19 protein-coding genes and 1 pseudogene are annotated in these 21,433 nt (G+C 72.0%); 14 read left to right on the top strand and 6 right to left on the bottom strand.

Annotated features, from left to right (window positions below):
* Positions 1–173 precede the first annotated feature (173 nt).
* Entirely contained in the window at positions 174–398 is a 225-nt protein-coding gene (locus tag ACYVAG_RS02975; RefSeq protein WP_460766268.1) for an antitoxin, read from the top strand.
* 66 nt (positions 399–464) lie between these two features.
* On the opposite strand, the gene ACYVAG_RS02970 is transcribed toward ACYVAG_RS02975, so the two are convergent.
* Together ACYVAG_RS02970 and ACYVAG_RS02965 are read right to left on the bottom strand one after the other, a co-directional pair.
* A complete protein-coding gene (locus ACYVAG_RS02970; protein WP_460766265.1) occupies positions 465–1,757 on the bottom strand; it encodes an MFS transporter in 1,293 nt (430 codons plus the stop codon).
* 67 nt (positions 1,758–1,824) lie between these two features.
* Positions 1,825–4,218: a hypothetical protein gene (locus ACYVAG_RS02965; RefSeq protein ID WP_460766263.1), complete on the bottom strand. Its 2,394-nt coding sequence runs from the start codon at positions 4,216–4,218 to the stop codon at positions 1,825–1,827.
* 115 nt (positions 4,219–4,333) lie between these two features.
* On the opposite strand from ACYVAG_RS02965, the gene ACYVAG_RS02960 reads away from it, so the two are divergent.
* Genes ACYVAG_RS02960 through ACYVAG_RS02945 form a run of 4 tightly spaced genes read left to right on the top strand, consistent with a single transcriptional unit; the run spans position 4,334 to position 9,029 of the window.
* The gene (locus ACYVAG_RS02960; protein WP_460766260.1) at positions 4,334–5,797 is read left to right on the top strand and encodes a cell division protein PerM; all 1,464 of its coding nucleotides are present in this window, start codon (positions 4,334–4,336) and stop codon (positions 5,795–5,797) included.
* A 53-nt stretch (positions 5,798–5,850) separates the two neighbouring features.
* Complete coding sequence (gene purN, locus ACYVAG_RS02955) at positions 5,851–6,450, top strand: phosphoribosylglycinamide formyltransferase (protein WP_460766257.1); 600 nt, start codon at positions 5,851–5,853, stop codon at positions 6,448–6,450.
* Entirely contained in the window at positions 6,443–7,996 is a 1,554-nt protein-coding gene (gene purH, locus ACYVAG_RS02950) for a bifunctional phosphoribosylaminoimidazolecarboxamide formyltransferase/IMP cyclohydrolase (RefSeq protein ID WP_460766254.1), read from the top strand. Before purN ends, purH begins: the two co-directional genes overlap by 8 nt.
* A 58-nt stretch (positions 7,997–8,054) precedes the next feature.
* Positions 8,055–9,029, top strand: a complete 975-nt coding sequence (locus ACYVAG_RS02945; RefSeq protein ID WP_460766251.1) for a pirin family protein — start codon at positions 8,055–8,057, stop codon at positions 9,027–9,029.
* Positions 9,030–9,060: 31 nt separating this feature from the next.
* On the opposite strand, the gene ACYVAG_RS02940 is transcribed toward ACYVAG_RS02945, so the two are convergent.
* A complete protein-coding gene (locus tag ACYVAG_RS02940; RefSeq protein ID WP_460766248.1) occupies positions 9,061–12,297 on the bottom strand; it encodes a S41 family peptidase in 3,237 nt (1,078 codons plus the stop codon).
* A 72-nt stretch (positions 12,298–12,369) separates the two neighbouring features.
* Here ACYVAG_RS02940 and ACYVAG_RS02935 point away from each other — a divergent pair, with 72 nt between their 5' ends.
* Genes ACYVAG_RS02935 through ACYVAG_RS02915 form a run of 5 tightly spaced genes read left to right on the top strand, consistent with a single transcriptional unit; the run spans position 12,370 to position 16,281 of the window.
* Positions 12,370–12,573: a hypothetical protein gene (locus tag ACYVAG_RS02935; RefSeq protein WP_460766246.1), complete on the top strand. Its 204-nt coding sequence runs from the start codon at positions 12,370–12,372 to the stop codon at positions 12,571–12,573.
* A complete protein-coding gene (locus ACYVAG_RS02930; protein ID WP_460766243.1) occupies positions 12,570–12,947 on the top strand; it encodes a type II toxin-antitoxin system death-on-curing family toxin in 378 nt (125 codons plus the stop codon). The genes ACYVAG_RS02935 and ACYVAG_RS02930 overlap by 4 nt, the downstream gene beginning before the upstream one ends.
* 35 nt (positions 12,948–12,982) lie before the next feature.
* A complete protein-coding gene (locus ACYVAG_RS02925; RefSeq protein WP_460766240.1) occupies positions 12,983–15,055 on the top strand; it encodes a M3 family metallopeptidase in 2,073 nt (690 codons plus the stop codon).
* A gap of 52 nt (positions 15,056–15,107) precedes the next feature.
* A complete protein-coding gene (locus ACYVAG_RS02920; RefSeq protein ID WP_460766237.1) occupies positions 15,108–15,971 on the top strand; it encodes a bifunctional methylenetetrahydrofolate dehydrogenase/methenyltetrahydrofolate cyclohydrolase in 864 nt (287 codons plus the stop codon).
* Between the two features lies 1 nt (position 15,972).
* On the top strand, positions 15,973–16,281 hold the full coding sequence (locus tag ACYVAG_RS02915) for a DUF3017 domain-containing protein (RefSeq protein WP_460766234.1): 309 nt from the start codon (positions 15,973–15,975) through the stop codon (positions 16,279–16,281).
* Positions 16,282–16,312: 31 nt separating this feature from the next.
* Here the strand turns inward: ACYVAG_RS02915 and ACYVAG_RS02910 are convergent, their stop codons facing one another.
* Positions 16,313–16,804, bottom strand: coding sequence for a DUF4190 domain-containing protein (locus ACYVAG_RS02910; RefSeq protein WP_460766231.1), 492 nt, complete (start codon positions 16,802–16,804; stop codon positions 16,313–16,315).
* Positions 16,805–16,929: 125 nt separating this feature from the next.
* Between ACYVAG_RS02910 and ACYVAG_RS02905 the strand changes: the two genes are divergently transcribed.
* From ACYVAG_RS02905 to ACYVAG_RS02890, 4 genes are all read left to right on the top strand, one after another.
* Positions 16,930–18,582 (top strand): FAD-dependent oxidoreductase, encoded by a 1,653-nt coding sequence (locus ACYVAG_RS02905; protein WP_460766228.1) that lies wholly within the window; start codon positions 16,930–16,932, stop codon positions 18,580–18,582.
* A complete protein-coding gene (locus ACYVAG_RS02900; protein ID WP_460766226.1) occupies positions 18,582–18,839 on the top strand; it encodes a metal-sensitive transcriptional regulator in 258 nt (85 codons plus the stop codon). The genes ACYVAG_RS02905 and ACYVAG_RS02900 overlap by 1 nt, the downstream gene beginning before the upstream one ends.
* 42 nt (positions 18,840–18,881) lie before the next feature.
* Entirely contained in the window at positions 18,882–19,064 is a 183-nt protein-coding gene (locus ACYVAG_RS02895; protein WP_460766224.1) for a hypothetical protein, read from the top strand.
* 355 nt (positions 19,065–19,419) lie between these two features.
* On the top strand, positions 19,420–19,641 hold the full coding sequence (locus ACYVAG_RS02890) for a hypothetical protein (RefSeq protein WP_460766221.1): 222 nt from the start codon (positions 19,420–19,422) through the stop codon (positions 19,639–19,641).
* A 143-nt stretch (positions 19,642–19,784) separates the two neighbouring features.
* Here the strand turns inward: ACYVAG_RS02890 and ACYVAG_RS02885 are convergent.
* A pseudogene (locus ACYVAG_RS02885) lies at positions 19,785–20,117 on the bottom strand (ATP-binding protein); the annotation flags it as partial.
* 242 nt (positions 20,118–20,359) lie between these two features.
* On the bottom strand, positions 20,360–21,349 hold the full coding sequence (locus ACYVAG_RS02880) for a malate dehydrogenase (RefSeq protein ID WP_460766218.1): 990 nt from the start codon (positions 21,347–21,349) through the stop codon (positions 20,360–20,362).
* Positions 21,350–21,433: the final 84 nt, after the last annotated feature.

Below are 21,433 nucleotides of genomic sequence, written 5' to 3'. Positions count from 1 at the left end.
ACGCCGGGGTGCAAACCCAACCTGCGCAGCGGTGTGCACAAGTTGCGTCAGGGGGAGCGGAGCGACCAGCTCAGGGGGAGCGGAGCGACCAGCACAGGGGGAGCGGAGTGGGTCACGGCGGGTGCGCTAACGTGAATGGCCCAACCGGAATCCAGAAGGAAGGACACCCTCCAATGAGCTTCATGGACAAGGCGAAGGATCTCGCGGGCAAGAACCCGGACGCCGCCCGCGGCGGCATCGACAAGGTCGAGGACGCGGTCGACGCGAGGACGGGCGGCCAGCACGCCCAGCACGTCGACAGGGCGGGCGACATGGCCGAGAAGCACCTCGGCGTCAACGACCCCGCGGCCGGACAGCCGCCGGTCGATCCGCCGCCGGCGGATCAGCCCCCGGCCTGACACAGGCGCAGACGTACGCGGAGCCGCGGTCCCTCGGGGCCGCGGCTCCGTCGCGTCCCCATCCGATCAGGCCGGGGCGCTCACGAGATCGTGGCGGACACCCCTCCGGATCGCCAGCGTGACCAGCGTCGCGATGGCACACAGGGCGGCCCCTCCCAGCCACGCCGGCGTATAGCTGCCGTGCGCCTCGCGCACGAAACCCGCGGCCAGCGCGGCGATGGCCGCCCCGACCTGGTGGGACGCGAAGACCCACCCGAACACGATGGTCCCCTCCGACCCGAACGCCCGCTGGCACAGGATCGCGGTCGGCGGAACGGTGGCCACCCAGTCGAGGCCGTAGAAGATGATGAAGAACCACATGCTCGGCTGCACCGTGGCGCCCAGCAGCGACGGGAGGGCCATCAGGCTGATGCCGCGGCCGAAATAGTATGCGGCCAGCAGCAGTTTCGGATCGAACCGGTCCGACAGCCAGCCCGACGCGATCGTGCCGAGGATGTCGAAGACGCCGACGGCAGCGAGCAGTCCCGCCGCAACCGTCGTCGGCATGCCGTGGTCATGGGCTCCGGGGATGAAGTGGGTGCCGACCAGACCGTTCGTGGTCGCCCCGCAGACCGCGAACCCGAGCGCGAGGAACCAGAAGGTCGGGAAGCGCGCGGCGGCGCGGAGAACGCGGAGCGTACGCAGGGCTGCGTCGCGCGCCGCGGGCCCCTGCGGCGCGGATGTCGGGATGTGCTCGACGGGCGTGCCGGGCGGGCTGCCGTAGGGCGTGACGCCGACGGCGGCGGGTGAGCTGTGCAGGAAGAGGCGGACCAGCGGGATCACGGCGAGGGCGAAGGCGGTCACGACCCACGTGGCCGGCCGCCAGTCGAGGTGTTCGACGGCCCACGCGACCACGGGCAGGATGACGAGCTGTCCGGCGGCGCTGCCGGAGGTCAGGATGCCCATGACCAGGCCCTTGTTGGTCGTGAACCACGCGTTCACGACGGTCGCGGCGAAGACCAGTGCCATCGAGCCGGCGCCGAGGCCGATCATGACCCCCCACGTCGCGACCATCTGCCACGGGCGGGTCGCGAACGTCGACAGCAGCGCCCCCAGACCGATCAGCGCGAGCGCGGCGGTGACGACGTCGCGTACGCCGAACCGCTCCATCAGGGCCGCCGCGAACGGCGCCGTGAGTCCGAACAGCAGGAGGTTGACCGAGATCGCGGTCGACAGCACCGTGCGATCGAAGCCGAGGGACTCTTCGACCGGGATCATGAGCGCGCTCGGCGCCGCCCGGAACCCGGCTGCCCCGATGAGGGCGAGGAACGCCACGACGGCCACGGTCCAGGCCGGGTGCCACCGATGCTGCTTGCTCATGCGCCGATGATGTCAGGCCCGACGCCCCCGGCGGGGACTGTCCGCGGCCCAGACTCGGCGCCGGAACTCAGCGGGCCTGTGTGGCGCGCTCGCCCGCGCGGAGGGCGATGCCCAGCCACTGCTCGTCGGTGAAGTCGAACGTGTCGCTCGGGTTCGAGCGCAGGTAGATGACCTTCTGTCCCGCGGTGAGGACGGCCACGCGGTATTTGGCGCTGCGGTTCGCGTCGACCTTGATGTTGACGACATACCACTTGCCCCTGACCGGCATGCCACCCAGGCCGGGCGTGGTGATGTCGCGCCGCTGGTTGGGCGGCACCTTGGCGACGAGGGTGCGCTGTTCGCACGACTCGATCGACTGGGTGACGCGGTCGGCCAGGCCCTGGGCGTCGTTGCCGCCGTTCATGGTGAGCACGACCTCGTCGATGCCGAACTGCGGCGGCGCCTTCGGGTCGTTGCGCAGGAGGTAGGTGCGCTGCTGGCGGCTCGTGGCGCCGGCCGTGGTGTTGAAGTCGATCGACTCGCAGCCCGAGCCGTCCTGCACGTCCACGCGGTTGGCGAGGGCGTTGCCGCGCCAGGTGCCCTGGCCGACCGTGATGCGGGGGATGTCGCCCGCGGCCAGGAAGCCCGGCTGGTCGCCGCCGGGCGGCGGGACCGTGGTCGTGACCTCGACCTTCGGGGCCGCGCACAGGCCGACGGCGGCCGAGCACTGCCGGTTGATGACCTGGGCGAGCGCCTTCGTGATGCCCTCGGGCTCGACGGGCTGACCGAAGCGGACGACGTCGACGACGTCCACGATCTTGCCGGTGCGGGCGAGGATGATCGTGTGGTATTCCGAGCTCTGCTCGAGCAGGACCACGCGTACGCCCAGCGACTGGTTGCCGAGGCCCTTCACGTCCATGCCCTTCTCCACATAGAGCGGGGAGCCCACGCAGCCGCCGAGTTCGTTGGCGCGGAAGTTGTAGACCTGGGCCGCCTCCTCGGGCGTCGTGAAGGCGTCAGCCCGGTGGAGGGCCTGGCTGCGGTCGTTGCCGTTGCCGCTCAGGCCGCGGATGTAGGTGAGCTGCGGGATGGGCTGACCGGTCGCCTGCGGACCGATGCAGGCGGCACCGGGGGACTGCTCGGTGGCGCCGTTCTGGGTCAGGGTGGTCGTCCACGTGCGGCTGGGATCGATGGCCTTGGCCATGCCGTCGGTCATCATCATGCCCTCGGTGAGCACGGGGCCGGGTGTCAGACCGGGGACGGCCGACGGCTGGGCCTGACGGCTCACCTCGGCCTGCTGGCCGCGGGCCCACAGCACGTATGACACGACCAGGGCGATCACCGCCAGCGCGGCGATCCCGGCGATCGTGAGGGCCGTGGTGTTGCGTCGCTGGACCGCGCGGCGCCCCACGGGCGCCTGCTGGCGGCGGAACACGCTCGTACGCCCCGCTGCACGGCGGCCGGACTCCTCGTCGTTGCCCGCGCGCTTCTTGAGCCCGAACCGGCGCCTGTTCGGCTCGTCGTCGTCCTCGATCTCGGCGAAGGGGTTGTGCGGGCGCTCGGACGGGGCTGCGGGGGCGGCGGCGACCTTCGTCTCGGGCGCGCCGTCCCTGTGGGATGGTCCGGCCGCCGTCGCGGCGGTCTGGCCCGGTCCGGCGAAGTCGGGGCCTCGCCTCGGGGAATCCTGGGCAGGGGAGGTGGCGGCCGCCTCGACCTTGGCCGGGGACTCTGTCTGCGCGGAGGGAACCCCAGCCCTGGCCGGGGTGGCGGGCTTGGCCGGGGTGTCCGGCGTCGCGGCAGCGTTCGGCTTCGCCGCAGCGTTCGGCTTTGCCCCAGCGTTCGGCTTGGCAGGGGTGGCGGGCTTGGCCGGCGCCTGCGGCGCGGCCGTGCCATCGGGCTTGGAGTCCGGGCCGCCCGGTTTGGCGACCGGCGTGCTGGCGTTCGGGTCGGGCTTGCCCTGAGGGGCCACGGGAGGACGGGCGGGACCCTCGGCGCTCGGGACCAGCGGCGTGGGGTCGGCTCCCGCCACGGCGCGGGGGCTGGGCGGGGCGGGTGTGTCGCCGCTGGGGATCGGCTTGGTGGAGGAGGCGTCCGCCGCGCGGCCCTTGCGGGCGCGATTGACCCAACTGGCGGCCGCACCGATCGCGGCAGCGGCTCCGGCCGCGGCGGACCTGGAGGCGTCCTTGGGGGCCGAAGGCGTGGAGGCCGCGGGCGTGGGAGCCGCAGGCGTGGGAGGGGCTGTCTTCTCGGGCTTCGGGTCCTTTGGCTTAGGGTCCGCACCGCGTTCGGCGTCGCCGTTCGGGCGCTCCCCGCCAGCCGGGCGTACGGGCTCGTCCTTCGCGTCCGACGGGGCCCAGCCGCGCTTGGGGCGGGGGGTTTCGGTGGACTCCTGGTTCTGATCGGGCTTGTCCGGCACCTCGTCACGAGGGGTCGACAGCGCGGCCCGCCGGGGGCGGTAATCCTTCGCGTCGTCGTTGGTCAAGCTCGCTCCTCCCTGTTGCTCATGGCCTCGCACTGCTCACAGGTGATCAAACTTTACCCGGTCAGGGCGTGTCTGGGCGATTCCGCCCGTCTCGTGCGGAACGATGCACACAGTCATGCCTCGCCTCCTGCCTTCCCGTCGCGGCACCTCCGGCCTCCGGCTGAAGGTGCGCTCCACGGACGAACCCGACGTCGCGGGCGGCCACCTGCCCCCCGCCGACGACCCCCGGCTGCCGTGGCCCCTGGCCTCACTCCTCGCCGGCGTCGGCGGTGCACTCGGGGGCTGGTTGATCGTTGCGGGGTTGGTCGTGCTCGCGTGGCTGGCTGCGCGCGACGGCGGCCTGGCCGCCGCGCTGGCCACGGCCACCCAGGGGTGGCTGCTGGCCAACGGCGGCGGGCTGGTCATCGCGGGGCAGCGCCTCACGCTGGTGCCGTTGGGTGCGACCGCGCTCTTCGCCCTCCTGCTGAGCGGGCTCGTGCAGGTCGCCGCGCGCCAGGCCACCGTGGGCGAACTCGTGGCCGGCATCGACCTCACCACGCGCGACCGTGGACGGATCGTCAGGAACGTCACCCTCGTGGCGACGCTGGGCTATGCCGCATCGGTCACCCTGGCCGCCACGATGATCGGCACGACCAACCAGGGAGCGCGGGCGCTCGTGGGCTCCCTCATCATCGGGGCCCTCGCGTCCCTCGCCGGTGCGTGTCGCGGGGCCGCGTACAGACTCCGCGATGCCCTGCCCGCCTGGGCGACGCCCCTGCCCGGCGCCCTTCGCGCCGGCCTGGCGACCGCGATCGCCGGTGGTGCGGCAGCACTGGCCGTGACCGTGGCGGTCCATCGCGGGCAGGTGGCCGCGCTGTACGCCGCCCTGGCCCCCGACAGCGCCTCCCAGGGAGCGGTCACCGTCGTGCAACTGCTGTTCTGGCCAACGCTGGTGGTGTGGGCGACGGCGTACGCGCTGGGCGCGGGCTTCGGTCTCGGCGAGGGGTCGGTCGTCTCGCCCGCGAACACCGACCTCGGGCTCATCCCGGGCATCCCGGTGCTGGGCGCGCTCCCGGTGGAGGGGTCCGGGTCGTGGGCGACGCTCGCGTGGATGCTCGTCGGGGTCGCAGCGGGAGCCGCGGCCGCCGCGGTGGTGATGCGCGGGCGTCCGCGCGCGCGGTTCGACGAGACGGCCGTGGTGGGCGGGCTGGCCGGGGTGCTCGTCGCCCTGTGCCTCGTCGCCATCGCGGCCGCGACGCGCGGCGACCTCGGTGGCGGCCGCCTGGTGGGCCTCGGCCCCCGGCTGCCCGAGCTCGCGCTGCTGGGCGGGTCGGTGATGGGGCTCGCCGGCCTGACGACGGGTCTGGTCTGGGGGTTGGTCCGGGGCACGGATCGCCGCCCCGAGCCCCCGGGAGCCGCGACCGATGGCCCACCTGCCGCGGAGGACGCGGGGGACGTGACCGTCGGCGAGCCCGAACCGAGTGAGCATCCCGCCGTCATCGGCGATCCGTCGGACGAACCGACCCGCCGCGTCGGCCCGGACGACGACGAGCCGACCCAGGAGATCGGCCCGCGGAGCCGATGGTGGCATCGGCGCTGAAGGACGATGCGGCGTCGGAACGCGTCCCAGCGGCTCGCCGGTAGGGTGGGGGCGTGACCTTCCGCCTCGCCGTGCTCGTGTCCGGTTCGGGCACCCTGCTGCAGCACCTCTTGGACGCCATCGCCGCGGGGGAGTGCGCCGCCGAGGTCGTGGTCGTCGGGGCGGACCGCGCGGACGCGTACGGTCTCGAGCGTGCCCGCCGCGCCGGAATCGCGACCTTCGCCCACCCGTACGCGAAGGGCTCCGACCGCGCCGCCTGGGACGCCGAGCTGACCCGCCTGGTGGCCGGCCACGAACCCGACCTCGTCGTGAGCGCCGGGTTCATGAAGCTCGTCGGCGAGGCCTTCCTCGCCCGCTTCGGCGGCCGCACGATCAACACCCACCCGGCCCTGCTGCCGAGCTTCCCCGGCATGCACGGGGCCCGGGACGCGCTTGCGTACGGGGTCAAGGTCACCGGCGCCACCGTGTTCCAGGTGGACGCGGGCGTCGACACCGGCACGATCCTCGCGCAGGCCGCCGTCCCCGTGCTCGACGGCGACACCGAGGACACGCTCCACGAGCGCATCAAGGTCGAGGAACGCCGCCTCCTCGTCGAGACCGTCAACGAACTCGCACGCCAGAACGACCCGACCCGCAGGAGTGACCATGGCTGACCACCGCAACCCGATCAGGCGCGCCCTCGTCTCGGTCTACGACAAGACCGGGCTGGAGGACCTCGGTCGCGCGCTCGCGGCCGCCGGAGTCGAGGTCGTCTCGACTGGGTCGACGGCCAAGCGCCTCGCCGAGGTGGGCGTGGACGTGACGCCGGTCGACCGGCTCACCGGATTCCCCGAGTGCCTCGACGGGCGCGTGAAGACCCTCCACCCGAAGGTCCACGCCGGCATCCTCGCCGACCGCCGCCTGGCCGACCACGTCCGCCAGCTCGAGGAACTCGAGGTCGCGCCGTTCGACCTCGTGGTGGTCAACCTCTATCCCTTCGCCGAGACCGTCGCCTCGGGCGCGTCGCCCGACGAGTGCGTCGAGCAGATTGACATCGGCGGCCCCACGATGGTGCGCGCGGCCGCGAAGAACCACCCGAGCGTCGCCGTGGTCACCTCCCCGGAGCAGTACGCCGACCTGACCGCCGCGCTCGACGGTGGCGGTTTCACCCTGGCCGAGCGCCAGCGCCTCGCGGCGGCGGCGTTCGCGCACACGGCGGCGTACGACGTGCAGGTCGCGACGTGGATGGAGCGCACGCTCGTCGACCCCGCGACGTTCTCGGAGTTCACCGGGTCGACCTATCGCAAGCAGGCCGACCTGCGCTATGGCGAGAACTCCCACCAGGGCGCGGCGCTCTACACCGACGGCACCGGCGGCGGCCTGGCCGCGGCCGAGCAGCTGAACGGCAAGGAGATGTCCTACAACAACTACGTCGACACCGACGCGGCGCGGCGGGCGGCGTACGACTTCGACCAGCCCGCGGTCGCGATCATCAAGCACGCGAACCCCTGTGGCATCGCGACGGGCGCGACGATCGAGGAGGCGTACGCGAAGGCCCACGCCTGCGACCCGGTCTCGGCGTACGGCGGCGTGATCGCGGCGAACCGCCCCGTCTCGGCCGCGATGGCGGAGGAGGTCGCGAAGGTCTTCACGGAGGTGATCGTGGCCCCGGCGTACGACGACGGGGCCGTGGGCCTGCTGTCGGCGAAGAAGAACGTACGCGTCCTCGTCTGCCCCGAGGGCGAGAAGCAGACCCGCACCGAGGTGCGCGCCATCTCCGGCGGCGTGCTCGTGCAGGAGGTCGACCGGTTCCAGGCCGAGGGGGACGACCCCGCGAACTGGGAGCTGGCGACCGGCGAGGTCGCCGACGAGCAGACCCTCGCCGACCTCGCGTTCGCCTGGAGGGCCTGCCGCGCCGTCAAGTCGAACGCGATTCTGCTGGCCAAGGACGGCGCCTCCGTCGGCGTCGGCATGGGCCAGGTCAACCGGGTCGACTCCTGCCGCCTCGCCGTCGAGCGCGCGGGCGACCGGGTCAAGGGCGCGGTGGCCGCGTCGGACGCCTTCTTCCCGTTCGCCGACGGGGCCCAGATCCTCATCGACGCGGGGGTGAAGGCCATCGTGCAGCCGGGCGGGTCGATCCGCGACGAGGAGACCATCGAGGCCTGCCAGAAGGCCGGAGTCACGATGTATCTCACGAAGACGCGCCACTTCTTCCACTGAGCCTGGTTTCCACTGAGCATGGTCGACTTCCACTGGAGAGGCATGGTCGACTGGGGTCATGACCAACCCCGAGAAGCGCCCGGTCGAGCAGTGGTGTGGCACCGAAACGCCCGCCCCGCGCGCGGCGATCGAGCTGCTCGAGCCGCGTGACGTGCCGCTCGGTGGCCCGCGCGCGATGACGGTGCGGCGCACACTGCCGCAGCGCCAGCGGTCGCTGATCGGGGCGTGGTGCTTCGTCGACCACTACGGGCCCGACGACGTGGCGGAGACCGGCGGCATGGACGTGGCGCCCCACCCCCACACCGGGCTCCAGACCGTCAGCTGGCTGTTCACCGGCGAGATCGAGCACCGCGACAGCCACGGCGTGCACGCCCGGGTGCGACCGGGCGAGCTCAACCTCATGACCGCCGGCCACGGCATCTGCCACAGCGAGGTCTCCATGCCCGACACCGCGGTGCTGCACGGCGTCCAGCTGTGGGTCGCGCTGCCGGGCGCTCACCGGGACGTGCCGCGCGACTTCGCCCACTTCGCGCCGGTCCCGGTGGAGCGCGACGGCGTCCGCCTCAGCGTGTTCCTGGGCGAGCTCGCCGACCAGGCCTCTCCGGTCACGACCTTCACCCCGCTGCTCGGCGCCGAGCTGGTGCTGGCGCCCGGTGCGCGATTCGACGCCGAGGTCGACCCGGCGTACGAGCACGGCGTGCTCGTCGACACGGGCGAGGTGGGGGTCGACGGGACGCCGGTGGCGCAGGGGGTGCTCGCGTACGCGCCCCCCGGCGCCCGGCGGTTGAACCTGGCGAACGAGGGCGCGACGTCCGCCCGCGTGATCGTGCTGGGCGGCGCGCCGCTCGACGAGGAGATCTTGATGTGGTGGAACTTCGTGGGTCGCACCCACGAGGAGATCGTGGCCTTCCGCGCCGCGTGGGAGGAGCGCTCCGCGCGGTTCGGCGAGGTCGACGGCTATGGGGGCGAGCCGGGGCGGCTGCCCGCACCGGCGTTGCCGCCGGTGCGGATCAGGCCGCGCCGCAATCGCTGAACGACCTGTGGCGGACCTTGGCTGCCGGGCCTCAGTGCTGTGCTGCCCGAGGCGGGTCGAGCGTCGGCGGCTGGGCGGCCGGCGTCTGTTCCAGCCGCGCGAGCGCCTGGCTGATGGCCTCGTCGAGCTGGCGGTCGACCTCGGCCTCCCCCATGAAGTCGGCCGGGCTGACGACGACCTCGGTGTCGGGATCGGCGCCGTGGTTCTCCATGCCCCAGTGGTAGTCGAGCCCCCAGAACCCGTAGCGCGGCTGGGTGACGCCGGTGCCGTCGACGAGGTCGAAGCGCCCGTCGATGCCGACCACGCCGCCCCAGGACCGCTCGCCGATCACCGGGCCGAGGCCCTTGGCCTGGGCCGACATCGACACGATGTCGCCGTCGGAGCCCGCCCACTGGTTCGTCACCAGCACCACGGGGCCGCGGATCGCCTGGGCGGGGTAGGTCATCGCCGAGGCGAAGTGGCGCGCGATGTTCCAGTTGAGCACGGTGCGGCTCAGCCGCTCGATCACCAGCTGGGACGTGTGGCCGCCGTGGTTCCACCGCACGTCGACGACGACCCCCTCGCGCTGGGTGGCGCGCTCCAGGTCGCGATGGATCTGGGCCCAACCCGCGGCCATCATGTCGGGCACGTGGACATAACCGAGTCGCCCGCCCGACTTCTCGGCGACATAGGCCGACCGCGACGCCACCCACGCGTGGTAGCGCAGCGGCCGCTCGTCGGCGATCGGCACGACCGCGACCCGGCGTACGCCGCCCTCGGCCGACCTCAGCGTGACCTCGACCGGCACGCCGACCGTGCCCTGCAGCAGCGGGCCTACGCCGCCGGCGTCGGCCACCGACTGGCCGTTGACGGCGACGATCACGTCGCCGGGCCGCGCCCCCACCCCGGCGGCGGCGAGCGGGCAGCGGGCACCGGGGTCGGAGGACTCACCCGGCAGGAGCGCGTCGATGCGGGCGCCGTCGTCGGTCAGCGTGAGCTCGGCGCCGAGATGGCCGACCGCCCGGCCCAGGTCGCCCGGCTTCGGCATGACGTAGGCGTGGGACGTGTTCAGCTCGGCGACGGTCTCCCAGAGCAGGTCGACGAGGTCGTCGTGGGTCGACAGGGTCTCGACCAGAGGGCGATAGCGCTCGAGCACGCCCGCCCAGTCGACACCGTCCATGTCCTCGCGCCAATAGTGCTGGGCCATCAGCCGGCCCTGCTCGTCGAACATCTGGCGCCACTCGGCGCGCAGGTCGACCTCGCGGCGCAGGCGCTTGAGGTCGACGGAGATGTGGGCGTCGTCGTCGGGCTTCACCTCGCGGTCGACGGGCTGCAGGTGGACCTCGTCCTTGTGGCGGACCACCGCATACTTCCCGTCACCCGACACCGACACCGCGGTGACCGGCGTGGCGACCGTGACGCGCTTGCGGGTGGCGAACGAGAAGTGCTCGAGGCGATCCTCGGGGCGCCCGTCGGGCGCGGCGCCCGCCCCCAGCGGATGGGGGACCGAGGCCTTCCGGATCCAGGCGACGCCGTCGGCGGTGGCCCACAGCCCCGCGTACTGGCCCGACTCCACCGGGAACGGCGTGATGCGCTGTTCGAACCCCTCGACGTCGATGACGCACGTGACCTTCGGCTTGGCGCCCGCCTCCGCCACCGTCTTCTCGGTGGTCTCGGCCGACTCGGGGTCGAGCTCGGCGACGGGCCAGCCGTCGGCGGCGACCCCGAACGGGGCCGGCTCGTCGGCGCGCAGCGGCACCAGCCAGGGGCGCGTGGCGTCGGTGAACGACAGGTCGAAGGTGTGCTCGTCGTAGGCCGGGTCGAACGTGCGGCGCGACAGGAACACCAGGTGTTTCCCGTCGAGGGTGAACACGGGGTCGCGGTCGTCGAAGCGCCCGTCGGTCAGGCTCACCACCGAGCGGTCGGTCAGGTCGCAGCAGCGCAGCTGGCCGACCTCGCCCTCGGCGGCCACGGGCTGACGCCACACCAGATAGCGGCCGTCGGGCGAGAAGCGCGGCCCGGTCGCCTCGCCCTCGGTCGACCGGTCGACCTCGGTCACCTCGCCCGAGTCGGCGTCGACCAGGCGAACGGCGCCGTCGTGGCTGATCGTCGCGATGGTCGCCCCGTCTAGCGTGGCCGTCAGGTGGAGCACGCGCCCGAGCCGGCCGTGGGCCAGCCGCACGGGCTCACCCTCGCCGCTCAAGGGCATGATCTCAAGGCAGTCGTCGCCCTCGGCGTCGGTCGCCCAGACGCCACGGTCGGCGCCGAGGGGACGCGGCTCGCGGATGCGTACGCCGGGCAACGCCGACAGCGCCCGTCCCGGCCCGGCCCGGTGGGTCAGGAAGTAGGCCGCCCCGCGCCACTCGAGCAGCGAGCCGTTGCCGCGCTGGTCGGCGACGATCGCGGTGAGCCGGTCGGTGCCGTCGATGAGCGCGGTCGCGCGGCCGGTGCCCGGACAGTCCACCTCGAGCAGGCGGGGCTCGGCGTCCAGCCCGTCGAGCACGAACAGGCGGCCGCGCGCGTGGAACACGATCGTGGAGCCGTCGGTGCGCGGGTCGCGGACATAGCCCTCGGCGGGCGTGTGGTGGGTGTGCTGGCGCAGGTCGCCGCCCTCGAGGTCGACCGAGTGGAGCTGGGCCTGTCCGTCCGGGTCGCCCGCGAGCGAGGCCCCGAGATCGGAGCTGAAGAACAGCCGGTCGCCGGCGAAGCCGGGTGAATAGAGGCCTGCCTCCTCGTCGGGCAACAGGCGCGTCCAGTCGGCACCGGTTCCGTCGCGGTCGAGCCACAGGCGCCCCGCCATGCCACCCCGATAGCGCTTCCACATCGCGGAGTCGCGGCCGTTGGGCGTGACGATGGCCCGGGTGTCGCCGGGGCCGAACGCGACGGCCATCGCCATGCCGAGCGGGAGGACCTCGTCGGATCCGTCGAAACCGATCGCGTGGATGCGCATGCGGCCCGTGTCCATCTGGTCGTGGGCCGTCGCGACCAGCACGCGGTCGCCGAGCCAGCCCGCGACGCGGAACGCGCGTGCGGCCGAGAGGTGGGTGAGCCGGTGGCGCTCGCCGGTGTCGAGGTCGAGCACGTGGGCGTCCCAGCCGCCGTCGCGCGTCGAACCCCACGCCACCTTGCGGCCGTCGGGCGAGAACCAGGGGTACGCCACCGGCGTACGGTCGCTCGTCAGCCGCGAGGCGCGACCGCCGGAGGTGGGAACGAGCCAGAGGTCGTCATCGGCGACGAAGACGATCTGGTCCGCGTGGACATGGGGGTGTCTGCTGTACGCGTGAGCCATGGGAGCGACCCTAACGGGAGGGTCCGACAGGACCATCGGCGCCTGAGATACCGGATTTGATACCATGAATCCATGGCCATGACTCTTCGACTCACTGATGCCGAGGCAGAAGCGCTCCGCAGGCGCTCCGTGCTGGAGGAGCGCTCGATGCAAGACATCGCGCGCCGCGCGATCGTGGAATACGTCGAGCGACACAGCCACCGGGACCTGCTCGACCAAGTTCTCGATCGGGAACTGCCGAAATACGCAGAGGCTCTGGAACGGCTCGGACAGTGATCTATCTGAGCGCCGACGACCTGGTCCACGTCGCCAACCGCGCGACCGGCACGCAGGTCGGCGTGCGCGACTTCGGTCTCCTCGAGTCGGCCGCAGCCCGCCCTCAGGCGACAGCGTTCGGCGAGGACGCCTACCCCGATCTCGTCACCAAGGCCGCGGCCCTCACGCAGTCCATCGTCGCCAGCCATGCGCTCGTGGATGGCAACAAGCGCCTTGGCCTCGCCGCCCTGATCGCCTTCCTCGGCATGAACGGGCTGAGGCTCACCTGGTCCAACGACGAGGCCTACGACGTGATCATCGGCATTGCCGAAGGACGGTTGTCGGACGTCGCGGTGATCGCGGAGCAGATACGGGCGGGCAGCGCGCCCTCCTAGCAATCGTGTCGGACCCGCCTTGTAACGTCCCTCAGGTGACCACCTACCTCCCCGCCAGCAATCCGTTCGCCCGGCCCAGCGCCCTCGATCTCGAGCTGCCCGACTTCGCCGCGATCTCCGACGACGACTTCCTTCCCGCCATCCGCGCCGGCATCGAACAGGCCCGCGACGAGGTCACCGCCATCGCCGAGAACCCCGACGAGCCCACGTTCGACAACACCGTCGGCGCGCTCGAGCGCGCCGGACAGCTGCTGGCCCGCGTACGCGCAGTCCTGTTCAACCTGATCTCCGCCGACGGCACCGACGACCGCATCAAGCTGGAGTCGGAGGTCATGCCGGAGCTGTCGGCCCACAGCTCGTGGCTCCACCTCAACCCGGCCCTGTTCGCCCGCATCACCGCGGTCCACGACCGGCTCGACGAGCTCGACCTCGACCCCGAGTCGCGCCGCCTGGTGGAGGAGACCCACCGGGCGTTCGTCCGGGCCGGGGCGGCGCTCGGCGACGACGACCGCGCGCGACTGGCCGACCTCGACAACCGTCTGTCGGCACTCGGCACGACCTATCGCCAGAACGCCGTCCACGCCATGGCCCGCAGCGCCGTCCTCGTCACCGACGCCGACGAGCTCGCCGGGCTCGACGCGCCCACCCGCGCGGCCGCTGCGGCGTACGCGGCCGAGCAGGGCCACCCGGGCGCCTGGCTGTTCAAGCTGCTCTCGCCGACCATCCAGCCCCTGCTGCGCAGCGCGACCGACCGCGGCTTCCGCGAGCGGGTCTGGCGCGCGTCGACCGAGCGGGCGACCACGGGCGAAAGCCCCAACACCGAGCTGGCGGTCGAGATCGCGCGCCTGCGCGCCGAGCGCGCGGCCCTCCTCGGCCACCGCACGCACGCCGACTGGGTGCTGGCCGACACCATGGCGGGGTCGTACGCGGCGGTGAAGGACATGCTCGACCGGCTCATCCCGCCGACGGTGGCCGCCGCCCGCGCCGAGTCCGTACGCCTGCGCGAGCGTGCCCTGGCCGATGGCGTCGACGCCCTTCAACCCTGGGACTGGCCCTTCTATGCGGCCCGGGTGCAGGAGGAGGACTACCGCCTCGACGCCGACCGGTTGAAGCACTACTTCCCGCTCGAGCGCGTCCTGCGCGACGGCGTGTTCCGCACCGCGGAGATCCTCTACGGCGTCACGATCACCGAGCGCGACGACCTCGCCGGCTATGCCGAGGGCACCCGCGTGTTCGAGGTCGCGCGCGACGGCGCCCCGATCGGCCTGCTCGTCGGCGACTGGTTCACCCGCGCCACGAAGGCCGGCGGCGCGTGGATGAACTCCCTGCGGACGCAGTCGCGCCTGCTCGACCGCCTGCCGGTCGTCGTCAACAACATGAACATCGCGCGCCCCGAGCCGGGTCGCGACGCGCTGCTGACCTTCGACGAGGTCACGACGCTGTTCCACGAGTTCGGCCACGGGCTCCACGGGCTGCTGTCGGACGTCACCTATCCCCGCTTCTCCGGCACGGCGGTGAGCCGCGACTTCGTCGAGTTCCCCAGCCAGGTCAACGAGATCTGGGCGTTCTGGCCCGAGGTCCTGGACGCGTACGCGCGCCACGTCGACACCGGTGAGCGCCTCGGCACGACCGACGTCGCCGAGATCGAGGCGGCCAAGCGGTGGGGTCTGGGCTTCGCGAAGCACGAGTTCATCCAGGCCGCCGTGCTCGACTTCGGCTGGCACACGCTGACCGTCGACGACGAGGTGACCGACGCGGCCGCCTTCGAACGCGAGGTGCTGGAGCAGTGGGGGATGGCCAACCCGCTGATCGCGCCGCGCTATGGATCGGCCTACTTCACCCACATCTTCGGCGGGGGCTACTCGGCGGGCTACTACGCCTACCTGTGGGCCGAGGTGCTCGACGCGCACGGTGAGGCCTGGTTCGCGGCGAACGGCGGGCTCGACCGGGCCAACGGCGCCCATCTCGAAGAGACGGTGCTCAGCCGCGGAAACGCCCGCGACGTGGCCGCGTCGTTCCGTGCGTTCGCGGGGGAGGAGCCGAAGATCGAGCCGCTGCTCGAGCGCTATGGGTTTGCCAGCTCGAAAAGCGGCGACGTGGAAGAATGACCGGCGACCGCGATGAACGAGCACCGATGACCGCCGCGACGAAGGAGCACCGATGACCGCACAGAGGCTCGACGGCAAGGCCTGCGCCGCGACGATCAAGGACGAGCTGAAGGCCCGCGTCGCGCGGCTGAAGGAGCACGGCATCACCCCCGGCCTCGGAACCGTGCTGATCGGCGACGACCCCGGGTCCCGCATCTATGTCGGCGGCAAGCATCGCGACTGCGAGCAGGTCGGCATTGCCTCGATCCGCGTCGACCTGCCGGCCGACACGTCGGCCGAGCGCCTGCGTGAGGAGCTCGAGAAGCTCAACTCCGACGACGCCTGCACCGGCTACATCGTCCAGCTGCCCCTGCCCGCCCACCTCGACGAGCACGAGGCGCTGGCGCTGATCGACCCGTCCAAGGACGCCGACGGGCTGGCGCCGATGAGCCTCGGCAAGCTCGTGCTCGGCGAGGCCGGGCCGCTGCCCTGCACGCCCCGCGGCATCGTCGAACTCTTGCGCCGCAACGGCGTCGAGCTCGCCGGTGCCGAGGTGTGCGTCGTCGGGCGCGGAACGACGGTCGGCCGTCCACTGGGGCTCCTGCTGACGCGTCGCTCCGAGAACTCCACGGTCACGCTCTGCCACACCGGCACGCGCGACCTCGCCAAACACACGCGCGAGGCCGACATCGTGGTCGCCGCCGCCGGGGTGCCCGGCATGATCACCGCCGAGATGATCAAGCCCGGTGCGGCGCTCGTCGACGTCGGCATCACCCGCAACAACGAGGGCAAGCAGGTCGGTGACTTCCACGAGTCGGTCTGGGACGTCGCGGCCTGGGTGACCCCGAACCCCGGCGGCGTGGGCCCGATGACGCGGGCCATGCTGCTCGAGAACGTCGTCGAGCGCGCGGAGCAACTGGCCGGCGCGAAGGCCTGACATGGGGGTGCGCGACACGGCGTTCAAGACGGCGGCGAGCGCGCGGGCCAAGTCGCTGAGCCAGTGGCCCCTGCTCGTCGTGATCGGCGGCGAGCTGGTGGGACTCCTGCTGGTGGTTCTCGACCACTGGCGCTGGGGCACGGCCGTCATCGGCGCCAGCCTGTGCCTGGGGGCGCTGGAGCGGGCGTTCCTCCCGCGCCGCGTGGCGGGGCTGCTCCAGGTCCGCACCCGCACGGTCGACGTCATCGTGCTGACCGGCATGGGCCTTGCCATCATCGTGCTGTCGTGGTGGGTCCCGGCCCGCGTCTGACGGTTCGCCTGCGAAGCTCCCGGCCCCAGGACTACCCGGTGGTGGCGAGCGCCAGCACGACCATCAGCAGGATGAAGCTGCCGAAAGCCCCCGTGATCAGCCCGCCCACGGCGAGCCCGCTGCCCTCATAGGTGTCCGGCTCGCGACGCACCTGGACGAGCGCGGCGATGCCGAGCCCGATCGCGACCGGGCCGGTGATCCACACGAGCAGCGACACCAGCCCGCTGATCAGCGACGCGGTCGCGTACGGCGAGGACCTGCGCGCCACCGGCCACGCGGGAGCGTGGGGATAGCCGTAGGCCGCCATCGCAGGGTATGCCGGGAACGGCTGCATCGGCGGGTACGCCGGGTCTGGTGCGTACGCGGCGTAAGGCTGTTGAGGGACGGGATCGACGTACGCCGGTGCAGACTGTGCGGGAGGCGGCGTCGCGGGCGGATTGTCGAGCACCTGGGGTTCGGCGCCGAGGGCGTCCTCGGGTCGCGAGCCCTCGCGACTGAATGGGCTGGGTCCACCCTGCGTCATCATGGCCATCCTCGATCGTCCCTTCGTCGAGCCTACGGGATGTGGACGGTCATCGGCCCTCCGCCGGTTCCCTCCGCACGCACAGCTGATTTGACGGATATACCCCGGGGGGTATTATTTCCACCATGAACCAACCCCGGACACATGTCATCGTGGGCGGCGTGGCGGGTGGGATGTCCGCTGCCACCCGGCTGCGCCGTCTTTCCGAGCGTGACCGCATCGTCGTGGTCGAGCGCTCCGGCCACGTGAGCTTCGCCAACTGTGGTCTGCCCTACTACGCGGGCGGGGTCATCGCCGACCGCGACGCCCTCCTGCTGCAGACTCCCGAGTCCCTTGCCGCGCGGTTCCGCATCGAGGTGCGGGTCCACACCGAGGTGACGGCCATCGACACCGACGCTCGAGCTGTCACCCTCCGGTCCGTCGCCGGTGGCGGCGACGAGCAGCTGGCCTATGACTCGCTGTTGCTCGCCCCGGGGGCGACCCCGGTCCGGCCGCGGATCCCCGGGCTCGAGCGTGCGCTCAGCGTGCGCGACGTCGAATCCATCGACGCCGTTGTCGCGGCGATGCCGCCCGAGGGTGAGCCCGCCGTCGTGATCGGTGGAGGCTTCATCGGTGTGGAGATGGCGGAAAACCTGGTCGAACGCGGACTCCGCGTCACGCTGGTGGAGGCCCAGGACCAGGTGATGGCGCCCCTGGATGTGGAGATGGCAGCGCTGGTCCACGATCGGCTCGGCGCCCATGGCGTCGACCTCCGCCTGGGCGCAGAGGTGACGGAATTGACGGCTGGCGCCGTGCGCCTGGGTGTCGACGAGGTGCCCGCCGCGATCGTGGTGGCGGCCTTCGGCGTACGCCCGGACTCAACCCTGGCGGTGGATGCCGGTCTGGAGGTGGCCGAGTCCGGCGCGATCGTGGTCGATGAGCGGATGCGCACGTCGGCGCCCGGTGTGTACGCCGTCGGTGACGCCGTGCAGAAGAAGGACGCCCTCGACGGTTCGGCGACCCTGGTGCCCCTGGCCAACACCGCCAACATGCAGGGTCGGCTCGTCGCCGATGTCATCGCGGGTCGCGACGTGTCCCAGCGACCGGTCCATGGCACCGCGATCGTGGGCGTGTTCGGCCTCGGAGTGGCGTCGACGGGCTGGAACGAGAAGCGGCTGCAGGGGGCGGGGCGCGACTATCGGGCGATCCACACCTACCCGTCGAGTCACGCCGGCTACTACCCGGGCGCGGCTGGGCTGGCGTTGAAGCTGCTGGTGGATCCCGAGACCGATGCGATCCTCGGCGCTCAGGCGATCGGCGAGCAGGGGGCAGACAAGCGGATCGACGTGATCGCCACGGCGATGCAGGGCGGACTGACGGCGAGCGACCTGGCGGAGCTGGAGCTGGCGTACTCGCCGCAGTACGGCTCCGCGAAGGACCCCGTGAACATGCTCGGGTGGATCAATCGCAACATCGCGGAAGGACTGGTCGAGACCGTCCAGTGGCACGAGCTCGAGGCGCGGGTCGCGGCCGGGGCCCGGGTGATCGACGTGCGTACGCCGACGGAGTTCGACGCCGGCGCGATTCCCGGCGCCCAGTTGATCCCCGTCGACGAGCTCCGCGACCGCCTCGACGAGCTTCCCGACGGTGAGTTGGTCGTGCACTGCGCGGTGGGGCTTCGCGGCTATCTGGCTGCGCGGCTGCTGACCCAGCACGGGCGCCGGGTCGCCAATCTCGACGGCGGCTATCGCGCGTGGTCGGCCAGCCCGGCCGGTCGCACCGACACGGGTGAGTTGTGATGCAGGTCGATCCCCAGTCGCTCAAGCCCGCCATCAATCGGCTTAAGCGGGCCCGCGGCCAGATGGACGCGGTCATCCGCATGCTGGAGGAGGGGGCCGACTGCGAGGACGTGATCCGGCAGGTCTCCGCGGTGTCCACCGCCATCGACCGCGCCGGCTTCGCCATCATCGCCGACACACTGCAGCACTGCCTGAGTGACGGCGACGCGGAGGTCGACGTCCCTCGGCTCGAGAAGCTCTTCCTGTCGCTCGCCTGACGTGCGAACCCTCGGAATCACCACAGAACAAGGAGAAGAACCATGTGTCGTCCCGTTTCCTGCAAGGTCTGCGGCAAGACCACGTGGGCCGGCTGCGGCCAACACATCGCCAGCGTCAAGGCCTCGGTCCCCGCCCGCGACTGGTGCGGCGGTGAGCACACCGACGCTGAGCGCGCCGCCGCCCAGCCGTCCGGGGGACTCTTCAGCCGGTTGTTCGGCCGCTGAACCACTCACGCCTGCACGACCTCCTTCGCCAGCCGTCGCTCGAGCTGTTCGGTCACGTACGCGTTGCCGTTGCGTTCGTCGAACTTGGCCGCCAGCGCGTACGCCTCCTCCCGCAGGCGGGGCGCCAGCTCGGCCGCGCTCGGCCAGGTCGGCCAGCCAGGCGACGACCCGGTCGCCCAACGCGTCGGCGACGTCGTCGAGCAGGCCGTCGGCGTACAGCGCCTCGCGCGACGCGGTGGGCCGCAGCCCGGACGCGTCGAACACGCCGCGGACGAAGAAGCACCAGTCAGGCAGCAGGCCGTCGACGTGCTCGTCGAGCAGCATCCCCTTCAGGTAGACGCGGTGGCCGGCGCGCGTGCCGGGCGCCACCTCGTCGGGCCGCACGTACGCCACCCCGCGTACGCCGGCGACCTCCACCTCCAACGGGAAGGACACCATGGGCGTGAACCCGAGCGCCTCGGTCGCGTACGCCTCGCGCTCGGCGACCGACGACTCCCAGGGGCGCGGCGAGCCCGTGATGGTCTCGGTCCCGGCGACGGTGCGGCACTCCACCGTGACCGGGAGCATCGACCCGTAGCGCCGCAGCGTCTCCACCACGAACGCGTCCTCCTGCAGGTGGGTGTCGTGGCCGCGGTCGAGGATCACGACGGTGCCGGGCTCGTCGAGCCGCTCGTCGTCCGCCGCGTCGTCGATGACGAACGTGCCGTCCGACGACGCGGTCCACCGCACCGTGGGGGCGTCCGGTTCGCGCGCCGACCGGCTGAGGACGACCGCGCGCTCGCACGCGAGGAACGCCGACAGCAGGCCGATGCCGAACTGGCCGAGGAACTCGGTGCGGCCGAGGTCGAGCTCGTCGCGCTTCGAGCTGGCCCCGATGGTGGCCAGCAGTTCGCGCATCTCGTCGGCCGTCAGCCCGATGCCGTTGTCGGGGACGCGCAGGCGGTCGCCGCTGGCGGCCGGGGTCTCGACGACGATGCGCCCGGACGGGGGCCGGGCGTCGACCTCCGCGCGCGCGGTGATGGCGTCGAGCCCGTTCTGCAGTAGCTCGCGCAGATAGACCGCCGGCGTCGAATAGAGGTTCTGGGACAGGAGTCTGACCAGGCCGCGAGGTCGACAGGAAGTTCTGGCTCGAGGTGGGGGTCGCGGAGTCGCTCATCCGACCCATTGTGCCAACCCCCCGGTTCCATTCCCCCGGGAATGCCGCGGGCCCCGCCCCACGAGGGGAGCGGGGCCCGCGTACGCAGTGGTCTGCGGCGAAGGGGTCTGCGGCGAAGGGGTCTGCGGTGAACCGGGCCTCAGATCAGGCCCAGCTCCTTGACCGCGTCGCGCTCCTCGGCCAGCTCGGCCACCGAGGCGTCGATCTTGGCGCGCGAGAATTCGTTGACCTCGAGGCCCTGGACGATCTCGTACTGGCCGTTCTTCACGGTGCACGGGAACGAGGAGATCAGGCCCTCCTCGACGCCGTAGGAGCCGTCGGACGGCACCGACATCGAGACCCAGTCGCCGTCGGGCGTGCCCTGGACCCAGTCGCGCATGTGGTCGATGGTCGCCGACGCGGCCGAGGCCGCCGACGAGGCGCCGCGGGCCTCGATGATCGCCGCGCCGCGCTTGGCGACGGTCGGGATGAAGGTGTTCTCGAGCCAGTCCTGGTCGTTGACCTTCTCGGCCGCGCTCTCACCGTTGACCTTTGCGTTGAACAGGTCAGGGTATTGCGTTGCCGAGTGGTTGCCCCAGATCGTCATGTGGGTGATGTCGTTCACCGTGACGCCCAGCTTCTCGGCCAGCTGCGACATCGCCCGGTTGTGGTCGAGGCGCGTCAGCGCGTTGAAGCGCTCGTTGGGGATGTCGGGCGCGTTGTTCATGGCGATCAGCGCGTTGGTGTTGGCCGGGTTGCCGGTCACCAGCACCCGCACGTCGTCGGCCGCGTTGTCGTTGAGCGCCTTGCCCTGCGGCGCGAAGATGCCGCCGTTGTCCTTGAGCAGGTCACCGCGCTCCATGCCCTTGCCGCGCGGCTTCGCGCCGACCAGCAGGGCGATGTTGACGCCGTCGAAGACCTTGTTCGCGTCGTCGCCGGTCACGATGTTGCTGAGCAGGGGGAAGGCGGCGTCGTTGAGCTCCATGCAGACACCCTCGAGGGCCTTGAGGGCCGGGGTGATCTCGAGCAGGTGGAGGTCGACGGGCTGGTCCTTGCCGAGCAGGTCGCCGGCGGCGATGCGGAACAGCAGGCTGTAGCAGATCTGGCCGGCCGCACCGGTCACGGCTACCTTGACGGGGGTCTTGCTCACGGGTTTCTCCCTTGGTCTCGACGTCGAGCGAACTGTTCAGAAACTATCAGCGGGGCCGCGGCCGCGTACGGGTGACCGGCGTGA

It is taken from the genome of Mariniluteicoccus flavus (assembly GCF_054776655.1).
Note: the sequence above shows the minus strand (reverse complement) of the source record. Positions and strands in the feature narration are given on the sequence as shown.